Genomic DNA, 24,658 nt, shown 5'->3' with positions numbered 1-24,658 from the left:
GCGGCAAAGCTTTGCCAAGCAGCGGCACCCTTGCAGGGCAGCCGCTGTTTGTGCTGCTTCCCTAGGACGAGCGTCCCACTACGGATGAATTCCTCATAAAACGATAGCCCTTACGAACGCCGTTCAGCACCCATTCGGGAACCGGAATCGGTTTTTTGGATAGAAAAGGCATGTAAATACGATTGTAGGCTTTCTTCAAATCATCCCACATCGCGCACGGCTCTTCCTTCAAAAAATCTGAAATATCAAGCACGATGCCCCTTCCATCCTTAATCATTACATTTTTTCCATGCACATCATGCGGGAACAAACCGCGGGATCTTGCATACTCCAATGCTTGATCAATATCTTCTATCGCCTTTTTTGGTATTGCTGCTCCATCAATGATGCACTGATATAAAGTTTTTCCCTTTAATCGCTTTAAAATCAAATAATAATGGCCTTTATATTCTCCGGCATGATAACAAGTTGAAAAGGCAGGATGCGTGCCAATTCGCCGGTAAACCTCGCATTCACTCTCCCAGCCGTCCCGGCCTGGCGCATAAACCTTCATAGCTATATCCGAATAATCCTGATGTGTAAATACGCCTGCGTAATTGCCAGCCCCAAGCAGTCTCCAACCGCGCGGCGTCTCCGCTACTCGGATTGGATTTGTGGGGTCAACGCTATCAAGCACAAGCTCCGAGAGCAATGACTGCTCCATAAGAGCAATAAACGTATTCAGCTGCTTCTCCTCCATAGTAAGTACTCCTCTTCTCCCTATCTACATACATGCTTTCCTTTCATTGTAAGACCAGTAGCTGCAAAAATAAAGACCGCACCAAAAAGCTTTACAGCCCTTTTGCACGGTCTCGCTTCGAATTTGATCCTAATGGCCTCCACTTACTACTTTCAGCCCGATAACGCCTGAGATAATCATAGAGAGAAACAGCATCTTGCGCCAATTTCTCGACTCTCCAAAAATGACCATACCTAGCACTACGCTGCCTATCGAGCCGATTCCGGTCCATATCCCATATGCCGTACTAATTGGAATCGTCTGTAACGCTTTAGATAAGAAGAAAAAGCTCACGAAACCAGCGCCAATCGCCCCTACCGTCCCCTTCCAGCGTTTAAAGCCATCAGAGAGCTTCATGAAAGTAACGCCGGCGACCTCACCGAAGCCTGATATGATTAAAAAGACCCATGCCATTTTATGAACCCACCTTATCTTGTTCTATGTTGGTTACAGCCTTTGGTGCTTTGTCAGGAGCTGGCTTGTCATTTGACACAAGCTTAAGTCCAACTATGCCCCCTACAAGCAATGTGATAAAGAACAAACGCCAAAAATCAGCCGGCTCATTCAGTATAATGATACCTGCGAGAACAGTGCCTACTGTTCCAATTCCCGTAAACATTGCATAGGCAACGCCTATCTCTATCGTACGCATCGCGCGGGCAAACAGCATAAAGCTTATGACAAGCAGCACCACTGTTATTATGCTTGGAACAAGCACTGTAAAGCCCTCCGAATATTTGAGGCCAAACGTCCAGCCTACCTCAAGAAACCCCGCTAATAATAAAAAGACCCATTGCATTTTGTTCAATCCTCTCTCGCTGTCATCGTCCAAATCTGCCATAATGATTGCCACACCATTTGCTTCCTTTTCTCAAGCAGCTCTTTTCCATATATTTGATTCTCAACAAGGATGCCATCTACACATACATAAAAGGTAGCAATTAACCGTTCCGTCTCTTCCAGGTTAAACAACCCTTGCGACGCTCCCTTTTCCAGCACGCTAATAATTCCCTTGTTCAGTTCATACTCATAGCGCAATAAATCTTGATTGAGCTGTTCGCGCAAATGGCGCGGCGGTACAAGCATCGTTTTCTTCAAGAAAGCTTGACCTGTCGTTAAATGAGTGAGATCAGTAAAAAAAGTAAACAGTCGATGTACTTGCTCCTTAATCGGCGCCTGAACCATATCGTGAAGAAGCTCTATAAACTGATTATGCTCTTCAACAATCATTTCCTGAATGAGCTGCAAGAACAGTTGTTCTTTGGATTTATAATGTGCATATATGGACGGCGTCTTAATGCCCACTGCCTTAGCAATTTCGGACAAGGATGCCCCCTCATAGCCTGATTCTGCAAACATCGTCAGCGCCGCCAGCTTTATTCGTTCCGACGTTGTTAATTCAGCACTCATGTCATTCCCTCCGATCCGCTTTCGTTCCCCTACCTAACGAACGTTAGTTTTTACAAATTTTAAAATGAAATAATCATTTAGTCAAGATGAAAATAACGATCATCAAATAAAGCCATGCATGCTCCCCCTTCATTGGAGATCATACATGGCTTTATTGTTATTGCTTTGAGGCTTGGCTATATTTCTTCCAAAGCGTAGATCCTCCATTAAAGATCATGCCGAGTGTAATGCCAAGCAGCGTAACGATAACGTTCAAAATAAGGCAGTAAACAAGCAGCAGTCCAAAATCGACCGTATTGTCCGAAAGAGGAAGCACTTGGCTTAGTATAAATGCGAGAAGCACGCTAAACGGGATCCAGAACAAAAATATGAAGATCGGAAAGTACCAATGCTGATTTCGAAAAAACTTTACGATCGGCAAAGCGAACGCAATAATCATAATCATGCAAATGATGTAGCTCTGCTCCACAATCCCGCTATAATAATAAGCTGTATATAGAAACACATTACTCACTGCAGCATAGATGGCACTTAAAACTAGTACCAACCGCATCGACCGCCGAAACAACAATTGCTCCTTCGTAACCTCTTCCATTACTCGCCTACGATTTCTTGGAGTGCTCGAATAAAGGCATCCATTTCTTCATCCGTTCCGATGCTCACCCGCAAATATTCATTAATCCGAGGTTGATCGAAATATCGGACCAGCACGCCCTTATCGCGCAGCTGCACAAAGATGTCCTTAGCTGCTATCGTTTTATGCGAAATGAAGACGAAGTTTGCCTTCGAGTCTGTTGCAGCAAAGCCGAGCTCCTTCACCTGCTCCGTTACACATTCTCGTGTAGCAATGACCTTCTCCGTCGTATCTCGGAAATAAGCGTCATCCTCAAGAGCAGCAATGGCGCCTGCCAAAGCAAGCCGATCCATCGTATAGGAATTAAATGAATTTTTGATTCGGTTCAATCCATCAATCAACTCCTCGCTGCCAAAAGCAAAACCAACGCGAAGGCCAGCGAGCGAACGGGATTTCGAGAGTGTTTGAACGACAAGCAAATTCGGATAGTCGTGAATAAGCTCCACTGCTGATTGTCCGCCGAAGTCAATGTAGGCCTCGTCGATAATAACAACCTGATCGGGATTGCTTGCAAGCAATGTACGAATATCCTCGAGCGGAAGCAATTGAGCCGTTGGCGCATTCGGATTCGGTATGATGATACCACCGTTGTCCGAATGGAAAGCTTCGACTTGAACGTTAAATTGCTCGTCCAATGCGATAAGTTCTGTTTGCAAGCCATATAACTTCGCATACACCTTATAGAAGCTGTAAGTAATATCAGGGAACAGTACCGTCTTAGCCGGATCAAAAAAAGCTGCGAAAGCAAAAGCTAAAATTTCATCAGAACCGTTGCCCGCAAACACTTGCTCTGCTCGCAATCCGTAATAGGAGGCAGCTGCTTTCACGAGCCCTTCGCAAGTAGGATCAGGATATAGCCGCAAATCAGCATTAGCTGCTCCTTTGATCGCATCAATTACCTTCGGAGATGGCGGGTACGGATTCTCATTCGTATTCAATTTGATATACGTCTTATCCTTAGGCTGCTCGCCTGGAACATACGGCACCAGCGAAGCAGTAAGCGGACTCCAAAATTTACTCAATGACAATTCTTCCTTTCGTAATCGATATTTCTATCGCTTTTTTTCAATTATTTTAACATTAAAGGATTTGTTAATTACAGAGTCCGACGAACGACAAGCCTAGTCATCAGCAGTCCAAGCAGCGCGCCAAACGTATTAAGAATAATATCGTCAATGTCGAAGCTGCCCACCCGCGTCAACATTTGAGTAAGCTCAACGGCTGTAATCAACATAATCGTGACCATTGTCAGTCTAAATACTTTCAAGTACTTCTTATTTAATAAGGGCAGGAATATGCCGATCGGTATGAATAAGACAATGTTTCCGAATAAGTTTTTGAACCAAATGTCAGGGTTGAAATGATCATAATGGATGATATATTTTTTTATCGTATAAAGCGGTACCAGATTATAGTTATACCCCTCGCCAAAATAACGGCCACGATGAAATAAAAGCCAGCACATGATCAAGGTGTAGAACAAAGCAATTACGGTAATCAACATATTCAGGAGAGAGCTTTTGAATATGGCTTTCGAATACCCGCGCATCCCTTACAATCTCCAAGGGACAGAATACACGTTAAACTCTGCCGCTCCTGTAATCGCTAGTCCGTTAAGCTGGTGTCCTGTTGCACATCCTCCGTCAACGCCAATCTTCCCTGCGCCAAACCAAACATCTGGTTTTCCATGAATATCGATGGTTTTTGTATGGCCGAAAATAACCGTTTTGTTTACATTGGTCGGCCTCTCAAGGAATGGTTGTTTTATGTAAAGAAAATCTCTGGCAGGCTGCTCTTTCCAATTCAAGTAATTCGGATTAAGACCCGCATGCACATATATAAAGTGTTCATCCTCATGATAATAGGGCAGGTTGTCTAGAAAAGTCATATGATGCGCGTAACGCTCCTGAACAGCTATTTTGGCTTGATCGATAACATACTCAATCGGACCTTGCTTAATGCCAGCATAGCTCTCTGCGGTTTGCCTGCCGCCATGGCCGGTAAACTTAAGCAGTGCCTGCTCGCTTCGCTCCAGCATAACATCAACGAGCCTCTCGTCGTGATTGCCTTGAATGGCGATTGCTCCATCCTTTTGGACTAAGCCGATGACCTGCTCTACCACTTCTCTGCTTTGCGGTCCCCGATCAACGAAATCACCAAGCAGCATAAGCTGATCCTCGCCGGGACAATAATTCATACGTTCAAGCAAATCATTAAAAGGTGTATAACATCCATGAATATCACTAATCACAAGCGTTCGCTTCATATACGCCTCCCCGAGATCACTAGATCTCTTTCTACACCGTCCAGTACCGCTACCTTAGGCAAATGACCCCAAACCTCAAATCCAAACTTACGAAGCAGAGCGAGGCTCGGCTCATTATGTCCAAATACAAAACCAAGCAGCGTATTTATTCCCAAGCCCGGACTTGCCTCAATCGCTTTCTGAATCAGTACCGTTCCAAGACCAAGCTTACGGTATTCTTCCGCTATATAAATGCTTATCTCGGCAGTCGCATTGTAAGCCGGCCTGCCATAAAACGATTGGAAACTAAACCAAGCTGCGATTTTCCCTTCAATCGTTAATACCCATAGCGGCCTGAAATCAGGAGAATGGTCATCAAACCACGCTTTTTTGCTAGCTACAGTAGCTGGCTCAAGATCAGCCGTCACCATTCTGCTTGCAATTGTTGAATTATAAATATCAACAATACGCCCCAGATCACTTAGCTGCGCATCGATAATTTCATATTTGAGTTCTTTGGTCATACCTGCCACCTCTTACCCTTCTACGTCTAGATGGATGCTGCTTTAAATAGGCCTATTACAACTTTGACAAATTATATCACATCGCTGAATGTTTAAGCATCTATGCTGCATGGTAGATTCCGTCTAATTCCGCCTATAAAGGGCGAGCTTCTTCAGTCCCCTTGTCCCTGCCTATACTTGTTATAATCTTCAGGCGTGTTGAGATTCGTAAAAACAGATACACCATACTCCTCTGGCAGAGAAACCTCGATGGTCTGAAGCCTGCGCAATAAACCCATGAGACGATAATCTTGATCCTCTAGCGCTTCTTCTATTTGAATGGCAATGCTAGCATGATAGAGTGCATGAAAAGGCTGGTCAGACGCATGGATTACGTCTACCCCTTTTTCCACATGAGTCATTAGCTCAGCAAGCAACCCTTCGGACAATTGCGGCATATCACACGCCATAACAAATACATAACCCTCTGCAATCATGGACAAGCCCGCGTGCATTCCCGATAACGGGCCGCATTTTGGATAATGATCCGTCACGAAGCTTACCGACTCTCCTAATTCTTCAAGGCTTTTACGATAAAGCTCTTCACGCTGAGGCGTTCCTACTGAGACAACTACATGCTGCACAAGCTCTGTTAGCTGTTGTACGAGACGATATAGGAGCGGTTTGCCTTCAATAAGCAGCAGCGCTTTGTCAGCTCCCATTCTCGTGCTTAAGCCTCCAGCTAGTATTAAGCCATAAATATCATGCTTCGCCATCTTCTCATCCCCCTCTAAACAGAAAGAAAGCCTGCCGAGCACTCAGGCAAGGCAGGCTTGTATTATTTTTGACGGGTTTACGCCTTGGACGGATCGAACGAGCTCTTTAATGAAACGATTCGGTTGAAGGCAAGCTTCTCATTTGTTGTATCCTTCGGATCTACATTAAAGTAGCCGTGACGGAAAAATTGGAATTTATCGCCGCCCACAGCATCTTTCATATTAGGCTCAACAAAGCCTTGCAATACTTCAAGTGAATTCGGGTTGATGCATTCCATGAAAGGTTTGCCTTCATCTTCCGCTTCGCTCGTAATGAGCGGTTCAAACAAACGGAACTCAGCAGCTATCGCCTGAGAAGCTTCAATCCAATGAATGGTGCCTTTCACTTTACGTTCATTAAAGCCGGATCCGCTCTTCGTCTTCACGTCATAGGTACAGCGCAGCTCAATCACATTGCCCTCTGCATCCTTGATCGCCTCTTGGCATGTAATGAAGTAAGCATGTTTTAGACGCACTTCATTGCCAGGGAACAGACGGAAATATTTGTTCGGAGGATTTTCCATGAAATCATCCTGTTCAATGTATATCTCACGCGAAAACGGAATTTGACGGATTCCCATCTCTTCGTTTTCCGCATTATTTTCGGCGTCAAGCAGCTCGGTTTGACCTTCTGGATAGTTTGTAATGACCACTTTAAGCGGACGCAATACAGCCATCGTACGAAGCGCCTTCAGCTTCAAGTCTTCTCTTATAAAATGCTCCAGGTTGCGCTCATCCACTAGGCTGTTGCTTTTCGATACACCGATCTCACGGCAGAAAGCACGCAGCGATTCCGGTGTATAGCCTTTGCGGCGCAAACCGCTGATCGTTGGCATACGCGGATCATCCCAGCCGTCTACTGCCCCTTCATCCACCAATTGCTTCAGCTTGCGCTTGCTCATAACGGTGTTCGTTACGTTCAGGCGGGCAAATTCATATTGATGCGGTGTGGAAGCCATCTCACATTCAGCTATCGTCCAATCATAGAGTGGACGGTGATCCTCAAATTCCAGCGTACAGATCGAATGCGTGATGCCTTCAATGGCATCGCTTAGCGGGTGAGCATAGTCATACATCGGATAGATGCACCAAGCATCTCCTGTACGGTGATGATGCGTATGCGCAATGCGATACAGCACAGGATCACGCAATGTGATGTTCGGTGATGCCATATCAATTTTTGCGCGCAGCACCTTTTCGCCGTCCTTAAATTCGCCTGCGCGCATGCGTGCGAACAAATCAAGGTTTTCCTCTACTGTACGGTTCCGATACGGGCTTTCCTTGCCTGGCTCTGTCAACGTGCCGCGATACTCGCGCATTTGCTCAGCTGTCAGATCACATACATATGCTTTGCCCTTTTGAATAAGAAACACCGCACGATTGTAAAGCTCTTCAAAATAATCGGAAGCAAAGCGAAGGTCGTCCCATTCGAAGCCAAGCCAGCGAACATCCTCTTGGATGGACTCTACATACTCAGTATCTTCTTTTAACGGATTCGTATCGTCAAAACGCAAGTTTGTCTTGCCCTTGAATTCATCAGCCAGCTCAAAGTTCAAGCAAATCGACTTGGCATGTCCAATATGCAAATAGCCATTTGGCTCTGGCGGAAAACGAGTGACGATTTCTTTCACTTGGCCGCTCTTCAAATCTTCGACTACGATGCTTTTTATAAAATTCGAGGATGAGGACTTGTTATCTACTGCATTCTCCATCTGCGACCAACCTTTCCCACGGAAAATATTTATCCTCTTATAATACACAAATTCCCGTCAAATTATAATACTTAGTATGTATCAGCCACTTTCAGAGCATGCTCCCGAGCCTAGCAATCCAGAGCACTAGAACGAAATAATGCCGGAAGAATAAAGAAATACGAGCAATACCAGAATTGGCGCAACATAACGCAGCATGAATAACCATACTCGCAGCCACCATGCAGACAAGCCTGACTCCTTAGCTCCGCCTTTCCATACATACCCGACAAATATAGTAACGACTAGTCCGCCAAGCGGCAGAACGATGTTCGTGCATACAAAATCAACCCAGTCAAAAAACGACTTCCCGCCAAACGTAAGCCAAGGTATTTTGTCACCAAGCGATAACGCCGATGGCACCCCAATAACGAAGCAAAGAATGGATAACAAAATAACTGAAAAGCTTCGGCTCCAGCCAAATTTCTCGCGAACGAAAGCAACCGGCACCTCGAGCAGTGAGATGGTTGAAGTAAGCGAAGCAAAGGCGATCATTACGAAGAACAGCCCTCCAAACAGCCACCCTAACGGCATCGCTGAGAATGCTGCAGGCAAGGCTACGAATACGAGACCAGGGCCTTGCGAAGCCTCGAGTCCAAATGCGAAGGTAGTAGGGAAAATAATCAGTCCTGCAAGAAGTGCATAAACAATATTGCCTGTACCTACTGCTGCTGTTGCTAGAGAAAGCGACTGCCGTTTATCCACGTACGCCCCATAAGTAATAATGGTACCCATGCCAAGGGAAAGGGATAGGAAGGCATGGCCAAGCGCTACGAAGGCAGACTCCGCTGTCAGCTTGCTAAAGTCAGGCTTTAGGAAAAAGGCTGCGCCTTCGCCGGCTCCATCCAGAAACATAACACGCACACAAAGTACAATGAGCAGTACAAGCAGCCCTGGAATAAAAATTTTATTAACCTTTTCAATACCTGCCGATACACCTCGAATAATGATCAGGCCCGTTAGAAGCAAGACGATGAATTGCCAGAATACCGGCATCCAGCTTCCATTAAGATCACTGAACTGCTGCGCAAAATCATTATTTTCAAACAGCTGCCCTGTAAAAGACAGCATCGCATAATGCAAAGTCCAGCCTGCGACTATCGCATAGAACGACAATATAACGAACGCTCCCAAAATGATAATAACGCCGAAGCCGCTCCACAGCTTATGCGCGCCCAGCCGCGTGAACGAAGAGGACGCATTGCCGCGGCCGCCTCGACCTACTGATAGCTCCGCTAGCAGCACCGGCAGCCCTACTAACAGCATGCATATAAAAAATAGAAGAAAAAAGGCCGCTCCTCCATATTTACCTGTAATATACGGGAACCTCCACATGTTGCCGAGTCCGACCGCACTGCCTATTGCCGCCAAAATAAATCCTGAGGACGTAAACCGCTCCCCTGTACCGCTCTCCTCGCTTTGTGAGGCTCCTTCTTGTTTTTGATCCTTCATAAGCCATTCCTCCTGTAGTAATCTAAGCTGTCTGCGACTTATCTATTGCTCCGATGGGTAGTATAACCTTTTTCAAAAAATATATCTGCAAGCGCACGTTCTGAGCCGGTATAGTTTCATTTGAAAATCACACAATCCAACAGGCTGGAATGTGTATTGACGATGGTTACTTTGTGCTTCGCCAATCATCAGAATGGTGTCACGAACGGTATCATAAATCAGCATATTTCACACTGCCTCATTGCCGCTCCGTTTTCACTTCTATTTATTCATTTGATTCTAGTTAACAGGACTGAATAACTTTTAATTTTGCATATATAAACCTTTTTAAACTTCGAATGAATCATGTACATGTAAAGGATAATTCCATATATAATAAAGCAATACGTTGAAAACGTAAAAAATTTTATCTGAATATAATTGCATATTTACAACTTTAATTCGTGATCGAAAAATGCTCGAATATCGAATTTTAAGATATTTAGGACCATCAAAAAATGGACAGAAACGATTAATCGTTTCTGTCCATTTTCAACTTCTATCTTATATTAATTTAATAGAGTATAAGTACGATATTTTCAAATGAATTGCAGTGTAGTAAGGCACAGTATGAAGTGCATGATGAACCCAACAATTAACTCTTAAACTGAGGTTAGGCCAATCACATTTTGCTTAATAGACGCTGTGTGAACGTGTAGTCGCATCCGTTGTTCTCCCAATTAAAAACCCATCTATTGCTCGTTGTTCACTCTATCAAAACCTCAGCAATTACCCTTTGATTTTACGGCATTGCGATAGCATATTGATCTAGCCTCGCACATCTCGTTGTCCGTAATGATCCTACTTTATTCTATATCACTTCTAAGAACCATCCGATTCACGCATATAGAAGTAAGCTTTGCATTCACTTCCAAAGGTCGAAGTATAGTCCTTCACATCGAAGAATGTTTGGTTATAAGGAAGCTATTCGTCATTAGACGCCAGTCTTACCTACAAAACGACTAAAACAACCATTAAATGGGCTTTTTTTCGCCCGGAAGCCGCATCTATTTCATTTTTAAGTGAGGGAGCACTATAGCAGCTGCTCGATATTAGCCTTCATATCGGAAGGTTCATCGGTCGATTCGAACCGTTTTACGACATTGCCTTCACGGTCAATTAGAAATTTAGTAAAGTTCCATTTGACTGAGTTGCCTTCGAGGTAATGAGGCAGCTTCTCCGAAAGGAAAGCATTGAGCATTTTACCGCTAGGGTTGCTTGTATCAAAACCTTGGAAAGGCGCATCTTCCGTTAGCTGCTTGAAAAGAGGATGAGCGGTCTCGTCCCGTACATCAGTTTTCTCAAAAAGAGGGAATGTCACTCCGTAGTTCAACTGGCAAAAGCTTTGAACATCAGAGTTTGCACCCGGCTCCTGCTCGCCAAATTGATTACTTGGAAAACCAAGAATCTCAAGGCCTTGGTCTTTATATTGTTCATATAGTTTTTGCAAATCCGCGTATTGTGGTGTAAAGCCGCATTTGCTTGCTGTGTTGACGACAATTAGCACCTTCCCTTTATATTGTTCCATGCTTTGTTGTTTACCATTAATGCTTTGCAGCTCATGTGAGTAAATGCTCATTGTTTATTGCCTCCTCTAAAATATGTGAGTTATAATAAATTAAATTGTACACAATTTAATTATTACATAGAATACCATGCAAAACAAATGAATGTCAAACCTAAAGCCTTTATAGGAAAAGCGAAGCATGGTTCTAAAACCGATAATCCAGTCTTTATATGTAATCCCCTACGCTGACCACCGTTTTTTTATAGCTGCTACGCAAAAAAAAAGACTGCTCCTCTTGCGAGTTACCTCGCACCTCAGTGCAGTCCCATTATTTATAATTGCGATTGCTTCTTTCTACTGCCCAGCCATTCCGTGAACAAAGCATAATCCTGCTCCACTTGATCCGCGTAGGACAGCGCCCAATTGGCAATTGACGTGCAAAAAGCATCCTCGTCATTGCCCATCGCCTTCACAATCTCAATCTCACTGTGATACGCAAGAATCCCTTGCGCTACATCGGCATCCGCCCGCGCATGCATTTTTGCAGTCAGCCTGCCCATGCTCGTCGTAACCGACAGCAAATCTCCAGCCGTATCAAGCGCTTCTAGCTTAAGCCGCTTCTTATATGGTGATCGCTCACGCACATAAAACTGCCGCTCTCCAATAGATAACCATCCAAGATACGGGTCTGCCTCATGGTGCATCGCTCTCTGAGTCATGGTGACGCGCTGTCCCTGATGCTCAAACATAGACCAAAATGTCTCATCATAAGGCATAAAATAAGCTGGAACTGGAACGCGCACTTCCTTTACCTCAAGCACGATATCGTCCTCGCCTTGTGCATCTTCGCCTGCTTCAATCAGTACATAGTATCTATCGAGCCCAATAGATGCTGTCCCCGAGCCATGCTTCACTGCAATATCCTTTACCTGAAAATGACGCAATTCCTCTGAGTCATCGGCTTTGACGGTATCTAAATACATCGGCCATGCTTGCAATAAAGCCTCACGTTCTTCGTCAGTCGGAGATACAATTTCATCTGTCGTTGCAAACTGCCTATGCTCCTGTACGAGCGCCGTAACCTTTTCAAGGAAGTGCTGATCCTTGCGTTTTTGCAGTTTTTTGAGCAGCTTCTTGACGGGACCTTCCGCACGCTCAATATCAATCACATAAGTGCCAGGGTCATCCTTGCCCTTTGCGAATCGACGCATCTGCTTGGAATAGGCCTGTAGATAAGCTTCAACCGCGCTAATCTGATTAGCATGGGTTTGTCCTTTAAGCCTGCCGACGAGCGCTATACTTACCGACATTCGCATCAAATCATACAAATACGAGCCCAGATAACCTTCGTCAAAATCATTCACATCATAGACGAGCGTACCTTGCTCATTGCGGAAAGCACCAAAGTTCTCAAAGTGCAGATCGCCCTGAACCCAAGTGGGACGCCCCTCTGGCGTGTGATAAGGAAACCAAATTCGTGATGCGTCAAAATAAAACAAATAAGCGCTGCCGCGAAAAAAAGAAAATGGCGTTTCCGACATTTTAAGATACTTTTCTTCACGTTTGCCGCGCTCAAGCTTCATTATTTTTTGATCAAATTCTTGAAAAATCGCAGATAGTGTCCGTCTTCTAAGTTTGCTCTGGGTCAGCTTCACTCGTTCTGTCAGCTTCGAATCCATACATTCTCCCCCATTCAACTTACATTTCTACTTTTTGCAGTCTCATATAATCACTAATCATAGCCAAGCGCCATGGTAGAATCATGCCAAAAGCGAGCAAATAGAAAACCGCCCCGGTTTGCGGAATCGACATATATTGCTCTACGACACTATGTAGAGAAAGCCTGATTATGAACAGCGTCAGCATAATAAATACAAACGCCTTAGATCGTCTGACATAGATTTCCGACTTCACGCGTTCCAAGCGGGTCGTGACGATTAATGGGAAAGCAAAGATCAGCATGCCGGTCAAAAAAGCGGCTAACCCCCAAAACCATGGAATATGCGTCTGGGAAAAGGCAAACATGACGAAGCCTGTTGCCATGCCTAACGGCGGTATGATGATTTTGCGCAATGAGGTCGGCCGTTTACCAGCGCGCATACGCAGGATAATAAGTGTAAGACCGGCCAGAGCTGATATGACGATGGAACCAACTTGAATCACTTGCGTTGACAGCAGCACCGCTAATTACCCCCGTTTTCATGGTGTGGATGCCCTATTTTTATAATCGCGAAAACGCTCTTAATCCTTTACAAGGCAGCAATAAACTACTCTTTATTCCATCGTACTTCAAAACCATAAACATCGCAAACATACGCTATTTTTTTAAGCCTATGACCGTCTATGGAAGCTTTTCTTCTGATCTAAAAGTTCCTCATTTTCATCTAGCTTCTTGGAAGCTGCGATGTAAGAAAGAAGCTGAAGCCGGTCGCAATAATGATTGAACCATTAATCCAGAAAATTAAGAAAGTCATGAGCGAGCTCATATCCTACGACTCGTTGTCGATTGCCACGATAAAGAGGGATAAGCCCTCCTTTTGAGCATAACTTTTTCAATAAATTTACTGCTGTTTTATGATCAATACCAAAATGGCGCTCCACATCCTTTGGCCTGATTAAACGAGCCTGTTGAACTGCAAGCCGTATAAATTCTTTATCTGCTAGTTGAATTCGTGTTATTGGTGCTCGCCTAGCCTGGTACCTGCTCATCACCATTTTGAGCATGGTCATACATATCTCAGGGTTTTTCTCAACATCATCATAAGCGAAAGAGATGACCGGATAGCCCATCGCATGCAAAAAGGTTTCGCGGTTTAGTTCATGGCAATATTTTTGTCGATCCATGTCTCTAACATGAGATGCAAATCCTTTGATCTCAATAATGAGCTTTACAGTACCCGAAAACCAAGCAAAATCTGCAAAATAGGATCTGCCGCGCCAATCCAACACTTCATACTCAGGATGCAGGTTTCGAAAATCTCCACACAAAGGCCACCAGACATTACACAAAATTTGGATTCCGCATGTCCATGCCCTCTTTCCAGCCTTCCGCGACGTTCCCCTGACCTTTTATCTAAATGGTATTGAATAAATGTGCGATGCGCCTCCTCATAAGTCACCTTCAATCATCCCCTCTGGAAAATAGAAAACGTCCCGTCACCACTCTAGAGTGAGTGGTAACGGGACGTTCTTCGTCTCTTGTCATTGATTATAAGGCATCTGGAATCATAAGAATAGTGTTGTTCTTGCATTCTTTTTAGCGTTATATCAACCTTATCCGTTGACTGAAAGTCCAACCTTATCCACCTCATATAAACGATCAGTTGGCATGAAACGCAACTAAAATGCTTCCTCAACTTGTCTCCTCAAAAGAAAAGTAACTTAGCTGGAATATGTACCGCTATTTCACCCTTTTTTACGGAAAATAATAATTTAACAGGAATTTCTCCTGTTAATTCAGTCCATTTCAGCGGAATTTGCTAATATCCAACAAATTAACGGGAGGCTTTCCTTCTAAATGAATAAAATCAGCCGAATTAGTAAAATTAGATGGAGGTTTTCCTGTTAGTGTTAATTGATATTGAGTGATTTGGTTAAAATGAACGTATCCTTCGCATAAGAAATGTAACTTACTTGCCTCCATAACTTGTCTCCTCAAAGAAAAGTAGCTTAACTGGAATTTCTACCGCTAATTCACACTTTTTTACGGAAAATATTAATTTAAGAGGAATTTCTCCTGTTAATACTGTCCATCTCATCCGAATTTGCTAATATCCAACAAATTAACGGGAGATATTCCTTCTAAGTGAGCAAAATCAGCTGGATTAGCATAATTAGCCGGAGGTTTTCCTGTTAGTGTTAGTTGAAATTGAAAGAATTAGTTAGTTTTGTTTGGTGGGTTCGTGGGTTCGTGGGTTCGTGGGTTCGTGGGTTCGTGGGTTCGTGGGTTCGTCGATACGTCGGTTCAATAGTTCGTAGATTGTTGAGTAGAGTACTGGGTGGTTAAAAGTTTCTTCATTTTTAGTTAAATCGCTCGTCTTGAATGGGTTAATCATTTAAGATTGACCGATTGTGGTTTCTCACAGCTGGAGGTTGCTTTAAGCTTGTTCATGGCTTCTAGTGGATTTAAGAATATGTAGATGGGAAACCCAGAAACACGCATATTCAGCGTGCTTCTGTCATCATGTTCCCGTTTGCTTTTGAATTAACTCTGAGGTACAAACTTGCGGATATCGACGCCCAGCGCTTGCGAAAGCTTCATGCCTAGTTCGCGATCAGCTCGGAAGAAGTTGCAGATGGCGCGGAGTCTTATATCATCGTTTGTTTGCTCCAGCTCACCAGTCAAATTGGCGATTAGGTTTGCTCGTTGTTCTTCAGGCAATGAGCGATAGCGCTCGCCCGCTTGAGTGAAATCGTCAGTTTTGTCGATTTTTTGGCGGCCAGCCTGTCCCTGAAGAGGTACATAAGAATCCCCGTAAGCCTTTGCTTCCTTTGGACTCTCTGATGAGCTATTAGGTTCGTAATTCACTGGAGAAGGATTTGCATGCATTGTCATTGCACCATCTCGTTGATAGTTGCGAACAGGTGCATACGGGCAATTTACTGGAATGTGCAGGTAGTTCGCTCCAAGGCGATAGCGCTGAGTATCCGGATAAGAGAACAATCGGCCTTGCAGCAATTTATCCTCCGATGGCTCGATTCCTGGTACAAGTGTGCTTGGCGAGAAAGCAGATTGCTCAACCTCAGCAAAATAGTTTACTGGGTTGCAGTTCAACGTCATCGTGCCTACCTTTTGCAACGGATACATATCCTCCGGCCACACCTTCGTTGGATCTAATGGATCAAACGCATACCGTTCCACATGATCGACAGGCATAAGCTGTACATGAAGCTCCCATTCTGGGAAGTTGCCGAGTTCAATTGCATCATGTAAATCACGTGTCGCATGGTTAAAGTCTTTGCCTTGCATCACGCTAGCTTCAGCTGCTGTAAAGTTTCGTACTCCTTGCAGCGACTTCCAATGGTATTTAACATAAGTCGGCTTACCATCATCATTAATCCATTTGAAGGCATGAACGCCGAATCCGTCCATTTCACGATAAGTAGCAGGCGTTCCGTCATCGGAGAACAACCAGGTGAGCATATGCGTCGATTCTGGGGAGAGCGTCATGAAATCCCAGTAGCGCGCAGGCTCTTGGACATTCGTATTTGGCGCCGGCTTGAGGGAATGCACCATATCAGGAAATTTCATCGCATCTCGAATGAAAAATACCGGCAAATGGTTTCCAACAAGATCATAGTTACCTTCCTGCGTATAAAATTTTACCGCAAAGCCGCGTGGGTCGCGCGCCGTCTCCGGCGAACCTGTTCCGTTAATAACCGTTGAAAAGCGTACAAATACAGGCGTCTCTACTCCCGGCTCCTGCATAAAAAGAGCCTTCGTATGATCCTTCATACTAACTTCCGTACGAAATACTCCATGTGCGCCTGCTCCCCGGGCATGCACGACACGCTCTGGAATACGCTCCCGATCAAAATGCGCAAGCTTCTCAAGCAAATGGTAATCCTCTATTAGTGTTGGTCCACGCTGCCCCGCTGTACGCGAGTTTTGATTATCGCCAACCGGCGTGCCTTGGTTCGTTGTCATATAGTTTTCCATGATAGCACCTCATCGATCATTTTATATATTTAGACTTGATCTAAATCTATAAAATAATCTTATCGAATCAAGGCTCAACTGTCATGAAAGCCTAATGAATGAAAAATGAATATTTCATGAACCACAGCATGCTGGTGAAATTCATTACCTAAAATGATGCACTTACCCCTTAGTCACGAATATCCGCTATCCGGTAGCCTACACCACGCACGGTAACTATATATTTTGGCGCTACGGCGCTATCCTTTAGTTTTTTGCGCAAGCTCTTAATATGAGCATCCACCAGATTGCTGCCTCCATAGAAATGCAGCCCCCAAACGGTATCGAGCAAAGATTCACGCGTTAGAACGGAACCGTCCGATGTCATGAAATGCAGAAGCAAATCATATTCCGTCTTCGTAAGCTCAATTCGCTGCCCCGCCCGATCAACGGTCATTTTTTTGAGATCAACTGCAATATCCTTAAACACACGAATGTCGCTATCCGCCTTCGCAGCTGCTGCTGGCTTATTCAGAAGCATACGGTTGATTTGTTTTATCGCTTGCTCAGGTTTAGCCGGCCAGACTAGCAGCTCAGATGCGCCAAGGGCAAAAGTTTCACGGCTATCATACGATTTTTGATCCATTAAAATGAGGACAGGAACCGCATGCAGCTCAGCCGCTTCCACCAGTTCTGCACCTGCTTGCAGCGTATGGCTCGCGGCAGCTTGAGCTACAGGAATCGCATCAAATACGAGCAGCTCTGGCTGCAAGCTTTGGAGCATGCTTTTATTGAAATCATGCAATGAAAACACATCAAAACATTCGGATGAAAGCGCGACAAGCAGGCTTTTGACCCTCTCTGGAAACGGACTAATAATCATGACCCGCTTCGTTATCGAGCAAAGCATCCCGTTTTGCAGCAGCTCTTCCTCTGAATAGCCAGCGGCTGAGGCTGCACTCTGGTCGAGCGGCATGTTCCCGTTCAAATAATCTTTGTTCATTGTGGTTGTTTCGTCGCGCATTGATCACAAACCCCCTCTAATACAACTTGCACATGCTCGATTTTGTATTTCGTCTCCAAAGCGACCTTCTCCATCCACTCACTCGGCAAGTCGGTCAATACTTCATCCACGCGCCCGCATACAGTACACACGATATGCTGATGTTCATCCGTCCGAGCATCATAGCGGCTAACTGTTTCTCCAAGCTTCAATTCTCTAATGAGACCCACGTCTGTCAAATAACGCAATGAGTTGTACACGGTGCCGTAAGCGAAGTTGAAGCCTTTGCCCCGAAGCCGTTCAATGACATCGGCCGCCGTCGGGTGATCATGGGCTTGCTGCACAACTTCAAAGATGGCCTTGCGCTGTATCGTTAAGTTAATTTTATTCATAAAAAGATCATTCCTTTAACTACTGATTTTAGACTAAGTATAAATTGAAGGTCGAAAACGGTCAACCTCATGAGCTTTCCTTTATCCTCCTTATTCCAAAAGGCGGCTCAAAGCCACAACCAATACTAGACGAAACAATATGGAAGCTCATTAACTTTACACAGAAGCCACACGCTATCTACAAAAGCACCTCGCAAAAAGTTGAAACGAACCCCAGAAGTCTTATTTGCTTCAATTTCACACTCTTGCAAACGTAACGAACCCAGATAACCCTATTAGCCTCCAAAATCAATGATTCAACTCATTTTTGAGCGTATAGCGTTCTCTAAGTTCGTTAGAATTCAGATTATGCCTAAATCATTATAATAACGACTTTTGAGTTCGTTAGAGGCAAGCATGAACTCCACTCATCATTAACTTCGACTTCTACGCTCATTACAAAAATGGTGACGGACACAAAAGTTACTGTTTGAGGTGTATGAAGTACAGGTTGAACGCTGGCGGGCATAATAGTCAATGTTTTGTCGCGTTTACAGCTCTTGCAACCATTTCTACATCCCCTACCATCATGCGCAACTTCCACTCACCATGATCAACAGCTTATACTACTTTAAGATGCAATTCCTACCCACCTCACACGCAAAATCACACCTAAAAAACAACACAAAATTTTTTGTCGAATTAAATAATCTGAATATTTACAAAATTCAAATAAAGGTGTATACTAAGCCTATCTTAAACGAGAGGGGATAGCCCATTGAAGTAGGTTAGCGATGCATGTCTCATAATCTCGGGAAGGAGCATTCAATCACTGCCGGACATGCTGGGACAATAGCGAAGACGGATGTAGTCGATCATTTGGATGAGAAGTACTTACAAGCAACAGGGATTTGAAACAAATCGAAAGGAAGTTGATCGAGGTCAATAAAATGAGGATCGAAGTCGATAGGGTTTGTAACAAATTCGAAAGGACGAAGAAGAGGCAAACAGCGGATTGGAGCGTTAGAATAAATTGAATAGTTCTCTACCAAGCACGTGAAGGGCTTCTGGTTATCTTAGATAAGCAGAAGCCCTTCTTATGTGCGTCTATAGGCTCGGACTAATTTGCGTCTATAGGATTAGACTTATGTTTATCTATAGAATTGGACTGAGCAGCCTGGAAATCGATTCTTTCAATCGATTGATGATTGGACGATTAGCATAAACTTGTTCCGTTAACTGCGTGCAATGTTTGACATCATCTTCAAAAATGCGTTGCAGCTTTGCCGATGTCTGCGTATCATAGATAAACGCATTCATCTCGAAATTAAGCTTAAAGCTGCGAATATCGACATTGGCTGTTCCAACGGACGCCACCTTGCCGTCGATGACAAGCGTTTTTGCATGAAGAAACCCTTTCTCGTACATATAACATTTCACTCCGCCTGCGAGAAGCTCTCCCAAATAAGAATGAGTTGCCCAGTATACAAAGAAATGATCCGGCTTGCTCGGCAGCATAATACGTACATCTACCCCAGACAGGGCAGCGATCTTCAGCGCGGTCATCAAGCTTTCATCCGGTACAAAATATGGCGTTTGTAAGCTGATTGTTTTCCGAGCTGAATAAATCATTTTGATATAACCATTTTTAATTTGCTGATATTGCGTATCCGGGCCACTCGCTACAAGCTGCATGCCAATTGTTCCCGTATCATCGCTCATAATTGGGAAATACAGCTCGTTAAGCTCAATTCGACCGGAAGCCGCTAAATTCCAATCCATCAGAAACTGCGCCTGCATCTGCAGCACGGCATTGCCGCGAACTCTAAGATGTGTATCCCGCCATTCGCCGAAATGCTCGTTTAATCCTAAATATTCGTCCCCGATGTTGAAGCCGCCAATATAACCGACTTGTCCGTCAACGATAACGAGCTTGCGATGATTGCGATAATTGATTTTTAAATTCAAATAAGGAATTCGCGATGGGAAAAACGCCGCTTCCCTGCCGCCTGCTGCAATCAACTCCGCAAAATAACGCTTCGGCAAGCTTGAGCTTCCTATATGATCGTACAAAAACTTGACTTCTACGCCCTCCGCCGCTTTCGCTGCCAGCGCCTTAACCAATCTTCTGCCAAGCTCATCGTCTCGGACGATATAATAAACGAGATGAATATGATGCTGGGCTGATTCTATATCCTTAAGCAGCGCATCAAACTTCTGATTGCCCTCCGTGTAGATCTCAACCGCATTATTGCTCGTATATACCGCATAGCTCGTTTTCAGACTCATATAGATCATGTCTTGATAACTTCGCATCGCCGGATCATTATATACAATTTCATCTTCTCGCAGCTGGCGCATTTGCCTCTCGACCGTATGCTCGATAATGCGCTGACTATCGCCCAGCAGCTTATACAGCTTTCTTTTACGTACCTTCTGCCCTAATATTAAATACAAAACAAAGCCGAAAACGGGGATGAAAAAAAGAATCATCAGCCATGCCCAAGTTGTACTTGCGCTGCGCCTCTCTAGAAAGATAACCGTAATCGCCAAAAAAATGTTTAGCAGCATAATAATTGCAGATGCATTTTGCATTATAACCATCCGTATTATAGCACCTCAGTTTTATGTTAAAGCTAATGCGATCATACTCCAAGCACGGTGTATGTTCAAGCCTCATTATATGCTACAATTCAAGCAACAAAGCATTTTTCCTAATTTAAGTCGTAAAAAAACCTATCTACAACATGTACTAGATGAGCTAATATATTTCAATAATACCCGCATAAACGGCACTGGAGGACTTACGATGGACATACGCAAGCTTAGATTGGACGAGAAAGCGCTCGGTACTTTAAGCGAGGAGCGAGATGAGTATGAACGAGATTATGCGAGACTCATTCAATCTCCCGCCTTTCGCCGCCTGCAAGGTAAATCACAAGTATTTGGCGCAGGTACGGGCGATTACTATAGAACAAGGCTAACTCACTCACTCGAAGTGTCGCAGATTGCACGCGAGGTTGCTCGCAAGTTAGGCAAACAATATGATTTCCTTGCACGCAAAGAGCATCCGGGGCTCATATTAGATCCCGCTGTCGTCGAGATTGCCGCGATCGCGCATGATTTGGGTCATCCCCCTTTTGGACATAAAGGGGAAGAAGTGCTCAACCATTTGCTCATGGAGGAGTATGGCATACCATACGAGGGCAATGCGCAAAATTTTCGAATATTAATGTTTTTAGAGAAAAGGGCAGGAAGCGGAAGCGGCCTTGATTTAACTGCAGCTGTCTTGCTTGCTATTAATAAATACCCTTTTAGCCTCAGTGAGCCTGGCCGTCTAAAAGGGCTATACAGCACAGAGTGGGGAGAGATTGAACAGCTTCGCTATTTATGGAAAATTCCAGAAGGCTGCTCAACATTGGAAGCACAGCTCATGGATTTATGCGATGACATCGCTTATTCCACACATGACATCGAAGACGGCATACGTGCAGGTAAAATCCAAATGAACCGTACTTTCTTTGAAGACAGCAGACTTATCGACCATGTTGTTCAGGAAATTGTCGAGGATAAAGGCAATACCGGAATCGGCTGGGGTGAGGTGGATATCCCTGCGATGGTGAAGCGTGTACTCGTCTCCTATTTCGAGCAGTGGCAGGAGTTGTATGCAAGCTGTGATCGCGAAGCCTCGCGTACAAGGCGGGAGATGAAAGCGCGCTGGGTCAGCTTGTTTGCAAGCAAAGTCGGCATTATAGACGATACATCGCGCAGCTGGAAAAAGGTCACGTTCGTCAACAATGGGCAACAGGATATCGAGTTACTCCGCACGATGGAGATTTTGAAGAAGCTTGCATGGGTAACACTCATTAAGGATTTCCGTGTTCAGCGCTTGCAGATGCGCAGTGAAATTATGATAAGACGGTTATGGGACAGCTTCAAGGTTCAAGAATCTGGTCGCCTTATCATTCCGCCAGACTGGATAGAAAATTACGAGATCCATAAGAACAAATGGAGCTGGCCGCGATTTGTTGCGGATTATATTTCGGGTATGACCGATGCTTACGCCGAGAAGGTATACGCCGAGCTTTATGCCAGCAAATCAGGTTCAATTTATGAAATGGATTAAACAAGCTAAAACGCCTTCGGCGTCCTTCTGACACTGAAGCAGCTTAGACCGTGAAATATAAGCTAAGTATGAGAAAATAATATACTTTCTTATATTTTAAAAAAAGCGCAGCCTTGGATGAGTGTAACTCATTCGAAGCTGCGCTTTTTGTTATGGTTTAGTCTTGCTTAACATTGTAGCTAACCGCACTTGCAGAAAGGTCCGTAATATAATCGAAGAATCGAACAGGATCAACATCATACACAAGGCTGACCGGGCGACCGCCCTCCACTTCCACCGTACGGCCTTGACTAGGTCCATCCTTAATCACGCCGCTGTGTACCGTCTTAATTTCCACGAGATCCGGGTTGCCGACAACAGCTGTCGTAAGCACATCCCACAAATAATATGTCGAGTTCGTCTCCATATAAACAAGTGGAGGACATGCAGCGTAACATTGACCGACAAAATCTAGTCCTTCATGCTTGCGAAGCGATGCCCAGCGGTTGCGTACATCCATCGTAAGAGGTACTTTGTTCGTGCTCTCAAGCGCAACAAGCAAAATCGGAATGCTGCTTGCCCATACGCGGTGCATAGATTCAGGGTCCCAGAAGGCATTCCATTCTGCGGTTCCGTCATGCTCAGGCTCTTGAACATTGCCCTTCTCATTAAACGTGCCGCCCATCCATACAAGCTTCTCAATCTTCGCTTCCACATCCGGAGCTTCATCCAGCGCTCTTGCTAGGTCAGTAAGCGGACCTGTAAACAGCAAAGTCACCTTCTCATCCGATTTGCGAAGCTGTTCAATCATATGTTGATGCGCTGGCAGCGCAGATACTTTCGTGTTAATCGTTCCTGATTCATTCAAAATAGGCAGCGCGTCCACAAAAAACGTATGCATACGCCATTCAGCAGGGAATGGGTTTACACCGCGTGAATTTGATCTAGCCACTTCAAGTGATTTATTTTTGATAGGGTCGCCAAAGCGGTCAATGATTTTGCTGCTGGCTTTGATGCCAGGCTCCAAATAGCCGTCGGCTGGAATAACGGATACCCCAAGCAGATCAACATCTTTCATTTGCAAAAGAAGAAAAAGCGATACCAGGTCGTCTACACCGGCGTCATGATTAAAATAAAGCTTAACTCCCATATCTATCCATCCTTCCTGAGTATAAAACGATATATCGTTTGTCCATCCTATATAGAGAGGAGGTGAATTGTCAATGGCTAAGGATGTACTGTGCGAAGTGAATTCATGCAAGTTCTGGGCAGCAGGTAATCACTGCGGCGCCTCTTCTATTTATGTGGTCAGCAATCGCGGCAAGCAAGCCAGCAACTCCGAAGAAACAGATTGCAAAACGTTTGAAGCAAAGATCTAACGAAGGGCATTACCAATAGCAAGCAGCGCAAGTGACTATCCTTTATGAACAATAAGGCTTGTCCGAATATAGCTTGCGCTGCGCTATTGCTTCTTATTTTGTAACAGGAACCGCGTCAAAATACTCTTCCAGCACTTCTCCGCTCTTCGCCATCTCAGTAGCCACATCCACACCTACATACCGCAAATGCCATGGCTCATATTGATAGCCTGTAATCTTTTCTTTGCCTTCCAAGTAACGAATGATAAATCCATACTCATGTGCATACTTCTCAAGCCACTGCGCTTCCTTTGTATCTGCAAAACAATCGGCAGCCGCACACTTGCCGTCACTACCCGACACATCGATCGCTAGTCCCGTTTCATGCTCGCTTGTACCAGGTAGAGCGCTATAGGTTCTTGCCTTTTCGAGTCCATCCCTCTTCACATAGCGATCAAAGAGCGTTGTTTGCGTCTTATGCGAGCGATAAGCGGATACACCGGCCAATTGGATGTTGTCTTCCTCAGCGGCTGCAAACAGCTTCTCAAGCGCTGTAGCTGCATCCTGTCTCATCAAGCGTTTTTCAATTTTCTCTGCAAATATAAACCGAACGTCAGGATAAACTAAATCCGTGGGATTGTATTCCTCCGGAAGCTTGTGCTGCTTATTCACAAGCACCGCGATATCCTCTGGTTTAGCAATAACGACCATTCCATCCTCAGTCTGCTCTGCTTTTCCTGTGCCGGAGCCCTTACCGTTATTGCTTGAATCGGGCTTATCCGTAGCTGTTGGCTGTCCATCTGTTGGAGTTCCGCCGCTCGGCTTATCCGTAGGGTCAGAACCTATGCTGCCCGACACTTCCCCGCCGTTAGCGGAACCATCAGCGGAAGCTTGCTTTGGCGGAATCGTGGTTGTCTCATCCTTATTAAATAAAGAGTAACCAAACACCATTCCTGCGCATACAATAATAAACAGCAGCAGCCTTCTTCTTCTTTTTTTCATGATAAGCCTCCAACATAATTTTTTACATATATTTCAAGTAATTATAC

General features: G+C 44.6%; 24 protein-coding genes. 2 read left to right on the top strand and 22 right to left on the bottom strand.

Translation table 11 applies throughout. The features are described from left to right. Positions 1-61: 61 nt before the first annotated feature. From ACIFSR_RS09040 to cls, 20 genes are all read right to left on the bottom strand, one after another. Positions 62-739 (bottom strand): serine/threonine protein kinase, encoded by a 678-nt coding sequence (locus ACIFSR_RS09040; protein WP_430056827.1) that lies wholly within the window; start codon positions 737-739, stop codon positions 62-64. Between the two features lie 129 nt (positions 740-868). After that, positions 869-1,192: a DMT family transporter gene (locus tag ACIFSR_RS09035; protein ID WP_076266284.1), complete on the bottom strand. Its 324-nt coding sequence runs from the start codon at positions 1,190-1,192 to the stop codon at positions 869-871. A gap of 1 nt (position 1,193) precedes the next feature. Beyond that, positions 1,194-1,631: a DMT family transporter gene (locus ACIFSR_RS09030; protein WP_430056824.1), complete on the bottom strand. Its 438-nt coding sequence runs from the start codon at positions 1,629-1,631 to the stop codon at positions 1,194-1,196. Further along, entirely contained in the window at positions 1,583-2,188 is a 606-nt protein-coding gene (locus ACIFSR_RS09025; protein WP_430056821.1) for a TetR/AcrR family transcriptional regulator, read from the bottom strand. The genes ACIFSR_RS09030 and ACIFSR_RS09025 overlap by 49 nt, the downstream gene beginning before the upstream one ends. Before the next feature lie 157 nt (positions 2,189-2,345). Beyond that, positions 2,346-2,783, bottom strand: coding sequence for a hypothetical protein (locus ACIFSR_RS09020; RefSeq protein WP_430056819.1), 438 nt, complete (start codon positions 2,781-2,783; stop codon positions 2,346-2,348). Beyond that, positions 2,783-3,844: a histidinol-phosphate transaminase gene (gene hisC / locus ACIFSR_RS09015; RefSeq protein WP_430056817.1), complete on the bottom strand. Its 1,062-nt coding sequence runs from the start codon at positions 3,842-3,844 to the stop codon at positions 2,783-2,785. Before hisC ends, ACIFSR_RS09020 begins: the two co-directional genes overlap by 1 nt. 74 nt (positions 3,845-3,918) lie before the next feature. Further along, positions 3,919-4,371, bottom strand: coding sequence for a VanZ family protein (locus ACIFSR_RS09010; protein WP_430056814.1), 453 nt, complete (start codon positions 4,369-4,371; stop codon positions 3,919-3,921). A 3-nt stretch (positions 4,372-4,374) separates the two neighbouring features. Then, the gene (locus ACIFSR_RS09005; RefSeq protein WP_339205432.1) at positions 4,375-5,088 is read right to left on the bottom strand and encodes a metallophosphoesterase family protein; all 714 of its coding nucleotides are present in this window, start codon (positions 5,086-5,088) and stop codon (positions 4,375-4,377) included. Beyond that, positions 5,085-5,591, bottom strand: a complete 507-nt coding sequence (locus ACIFSR_RS09000; RefSeq protein WP_430056812.1) for an N-acetyltransferase family protein — start codon at positions 5,589-5,591, stop codon at positions 5,085-5,087. The genes ACIFSR_RS09005 and ACIFSR_RS09000 overlap by 4 nt, the downstream gene beginning before the upstream one ends. A 152-nt stretch (positions 5,592-5,743) precedes the next feature. Continuing rightward, positions 5,744-6,346 carry a molybdenum cofactor guanylyltransferase gene (gene mobA / locus ACIFSR_RS08995; RefSeq protein WP_430056810.1) on the bottom strand — a complete coding sequence of 201 codons (603 nt, stop codon included), beginning with the start codon at positions 6,344-6,346 and terminating at the stop codon, positions 5,744-5,746. Positions 6,347-6,423: 77 nt separating this feature from the next. Then, entirely contained in the window at positions 6,424-8,097 is a 1,674-nt protein-coding gene (locus tag ACIFSR_RS08990) for a glutamine--tRNA ligase/YqeY domain fusion protein (RefSeq protein WP_339205434.1), read from the bottom strand. 126 nt (positions 8,098-8,223) lie between these two features. Beyond that, a complete protein-coding gene (locus ACIFSR_RS08985) occupies positions 8,224-9,588 on the bottom strand; it encodes a sodium-dependent transporter (RefSeq protein ID WP_430056807.1) in 1,365 nt (454 codons plus the stop codon). A gap of 1,072 nt (positions 9,589-10,660) precedes the next feature. Next, a complete protein-coding gene (locus ACIFSR_RS08980) occupies positions 10,661-11,206 on the bottom strand; it encodes a glutathione peroxidase (protein WP_339205437.1) in 546 nt (181 codons plus the stop codon). Positions 11,207-11,466: 260 nt separating this feature from the next. Then, complete coding sequence (locus ACIFSR_RS08975; RefSeq protein ID WP_430056804.1) at positions 11,467-12,813, bottom strand: DUF2252 domain-containing protein; 1,347 nt, start codon at positions 12,811-12,813, stop codon at positions 11,467-11,469. A 19-nt stretch (positions 12,814-12,832) separates the two neighbouring features. After that, positions 12,833-13,315 (bottom strand): CcdC family protein, encoded by a 483-nt coding sequence (locus tag ACIFSR_RS08970; RefSeq protein WP_339205439.1) that lies wholly within the window; start codon positions 13,313-13,315, stop codon positions 12,833-12,835. A gap of 267 nt (positions 13,316-13,582) precedes the next feature. Then, positions 13,583-14,083 carry a DUF559 domain-containing protein gene (locus ACIFSR_RS08965; protein WP_430057087.1) on the bottom strand — a complete coding sequence of 167 codons (501 nt, stop codon included), beginning with the start codon at positions 14,081-14,083 and terminating at the stop codon, positions 13,583-13,585. Positions 14,084-15,338: 1,255 nt separating this feature from the next. After that, positions 15,339-16,793 carry a catalase gene (locus tag ACIFSR_RS08960; protein ID WP_430056802.1) on the bottom strand — a complete coding sequence of 485 codons (1,455 nt, stop codon included), beginning with the start codon at positions 16,791-16,793 and terminating at the stop codon, positions 15,339-15,341. Between the two features lie 169 nt (positions 16,794-16,962). Then, on the bottom strand, positions 16,963-17,796 hold the full coding sequence (locus ACIFSR_RS08955) for a winged helix-turn-helix transcriptional regulator (protein ID WP_430056799.1): 834 nt from the start codon (positions 17,794-17,796) through the stop codon (positions 16,963-16,965). After that, positions 17,772-18,167, bottom strand: a complete 396-nt coding sequence (locus ACIFSR_RS08950) for a Fur family transcriptional regulator (protein ID WP_076266298.1) — start codon at positions 18,165-18,167, stop codon at positions 17,772-17,774. The genes ACIFSR_RS08955 and ACIFSR_RS08950 overlap by 25 nt, the downstream gene beginning before the upstream one ends. A gap of 1,134 nt (positions 18,168-19,301) precedes the next feature. Beyond that, a complete protein-coding gene (gene cls, locus ACIFSR_RS08945; RefSeq protein ID WP_339205444.1) occupies positions 19,302-20,750 on the bottom strand; it encodes a cardiolipin synthase in 1,449 nt (482 codons plus the stop codon). Between the two features lie 205 nt (positions 20,751-20,955). Here cls and ACIFSR_RS08940 point away from each other — a divergent pair, with 205 nt between their 5' ends. Then, positions 20,956-22,272: a deoxyguanosinetriphosphate triphosphohydrolase family protein gene (locus ACIFSR_RS08940; RefSeq protein ID WP_430056797.1), complete on the top strand. Its 1,317-nt coding sequence runs from the start codon at positions 20,956-20,958 to the stop codon at positions 22,270-22,272. Between the two features lie 157 nt (positions 22,273-22,429). Here ACIFSR_RS08940 and ACIFSR_RS08935 read toward each other — a convergent pair whose 3' ends face one another. Further along, a complete protein-coding gene (locus ACIFSR_RS08935; RefSeq protein WP_430056794.1) occupies positions 22,430-23,401 on the bottom strand; it encodes a nucleoside hydrolase in 972 nt (323 codons plus the stop codon). Between the two features lie 73 nt (positions 23,402-23,474). On the opposite strand from ACIFSR_RS08935, the gene ACIFSR_RS08930 reads away from it, so the two are divergent. Continuing rightward, positions 23,475-23,630: a DUF1540 domain-containing protein gene (locus tag ACIFSR_RS08930; protein WP_076266302.1), complete on the top strand. Its 156-nt coding sequence runs from the start codon at positions 23,475-23,477 to the stop codon at positions 23,628-23,630. 93 nt (positions 23,631-23,723) lie between these two features. Here the strand turns inward: ACIFSR_RS08930 and ACIFSR_RS08925 are convergent, their stop codons facing one another. Then, positions 23,724-24,611, bottom strand: coding sequence for a M15 family metallopeptidase (locus tag ACIFSR_RS08925; protein ID WP_430056792.1), 888 nt, complete (start codon positions 24,609-24,611; stop codon positions 23,724-23,726). Positions 24,612-24,658: the final 47 nt, after the last annotated feature.

This window comes from Paenibacillus sp. NRS-1760 (assembly GCF_050467785.1).
Taxonomy (GTDB): Bacteria; Bacillota; Bacilli; order Paenibacillales; family Paenibacillaceae; genus Pristimantibacillus.
This window is presented reverse-complemented; position numbering and strand designations above follow the sequence as displayed.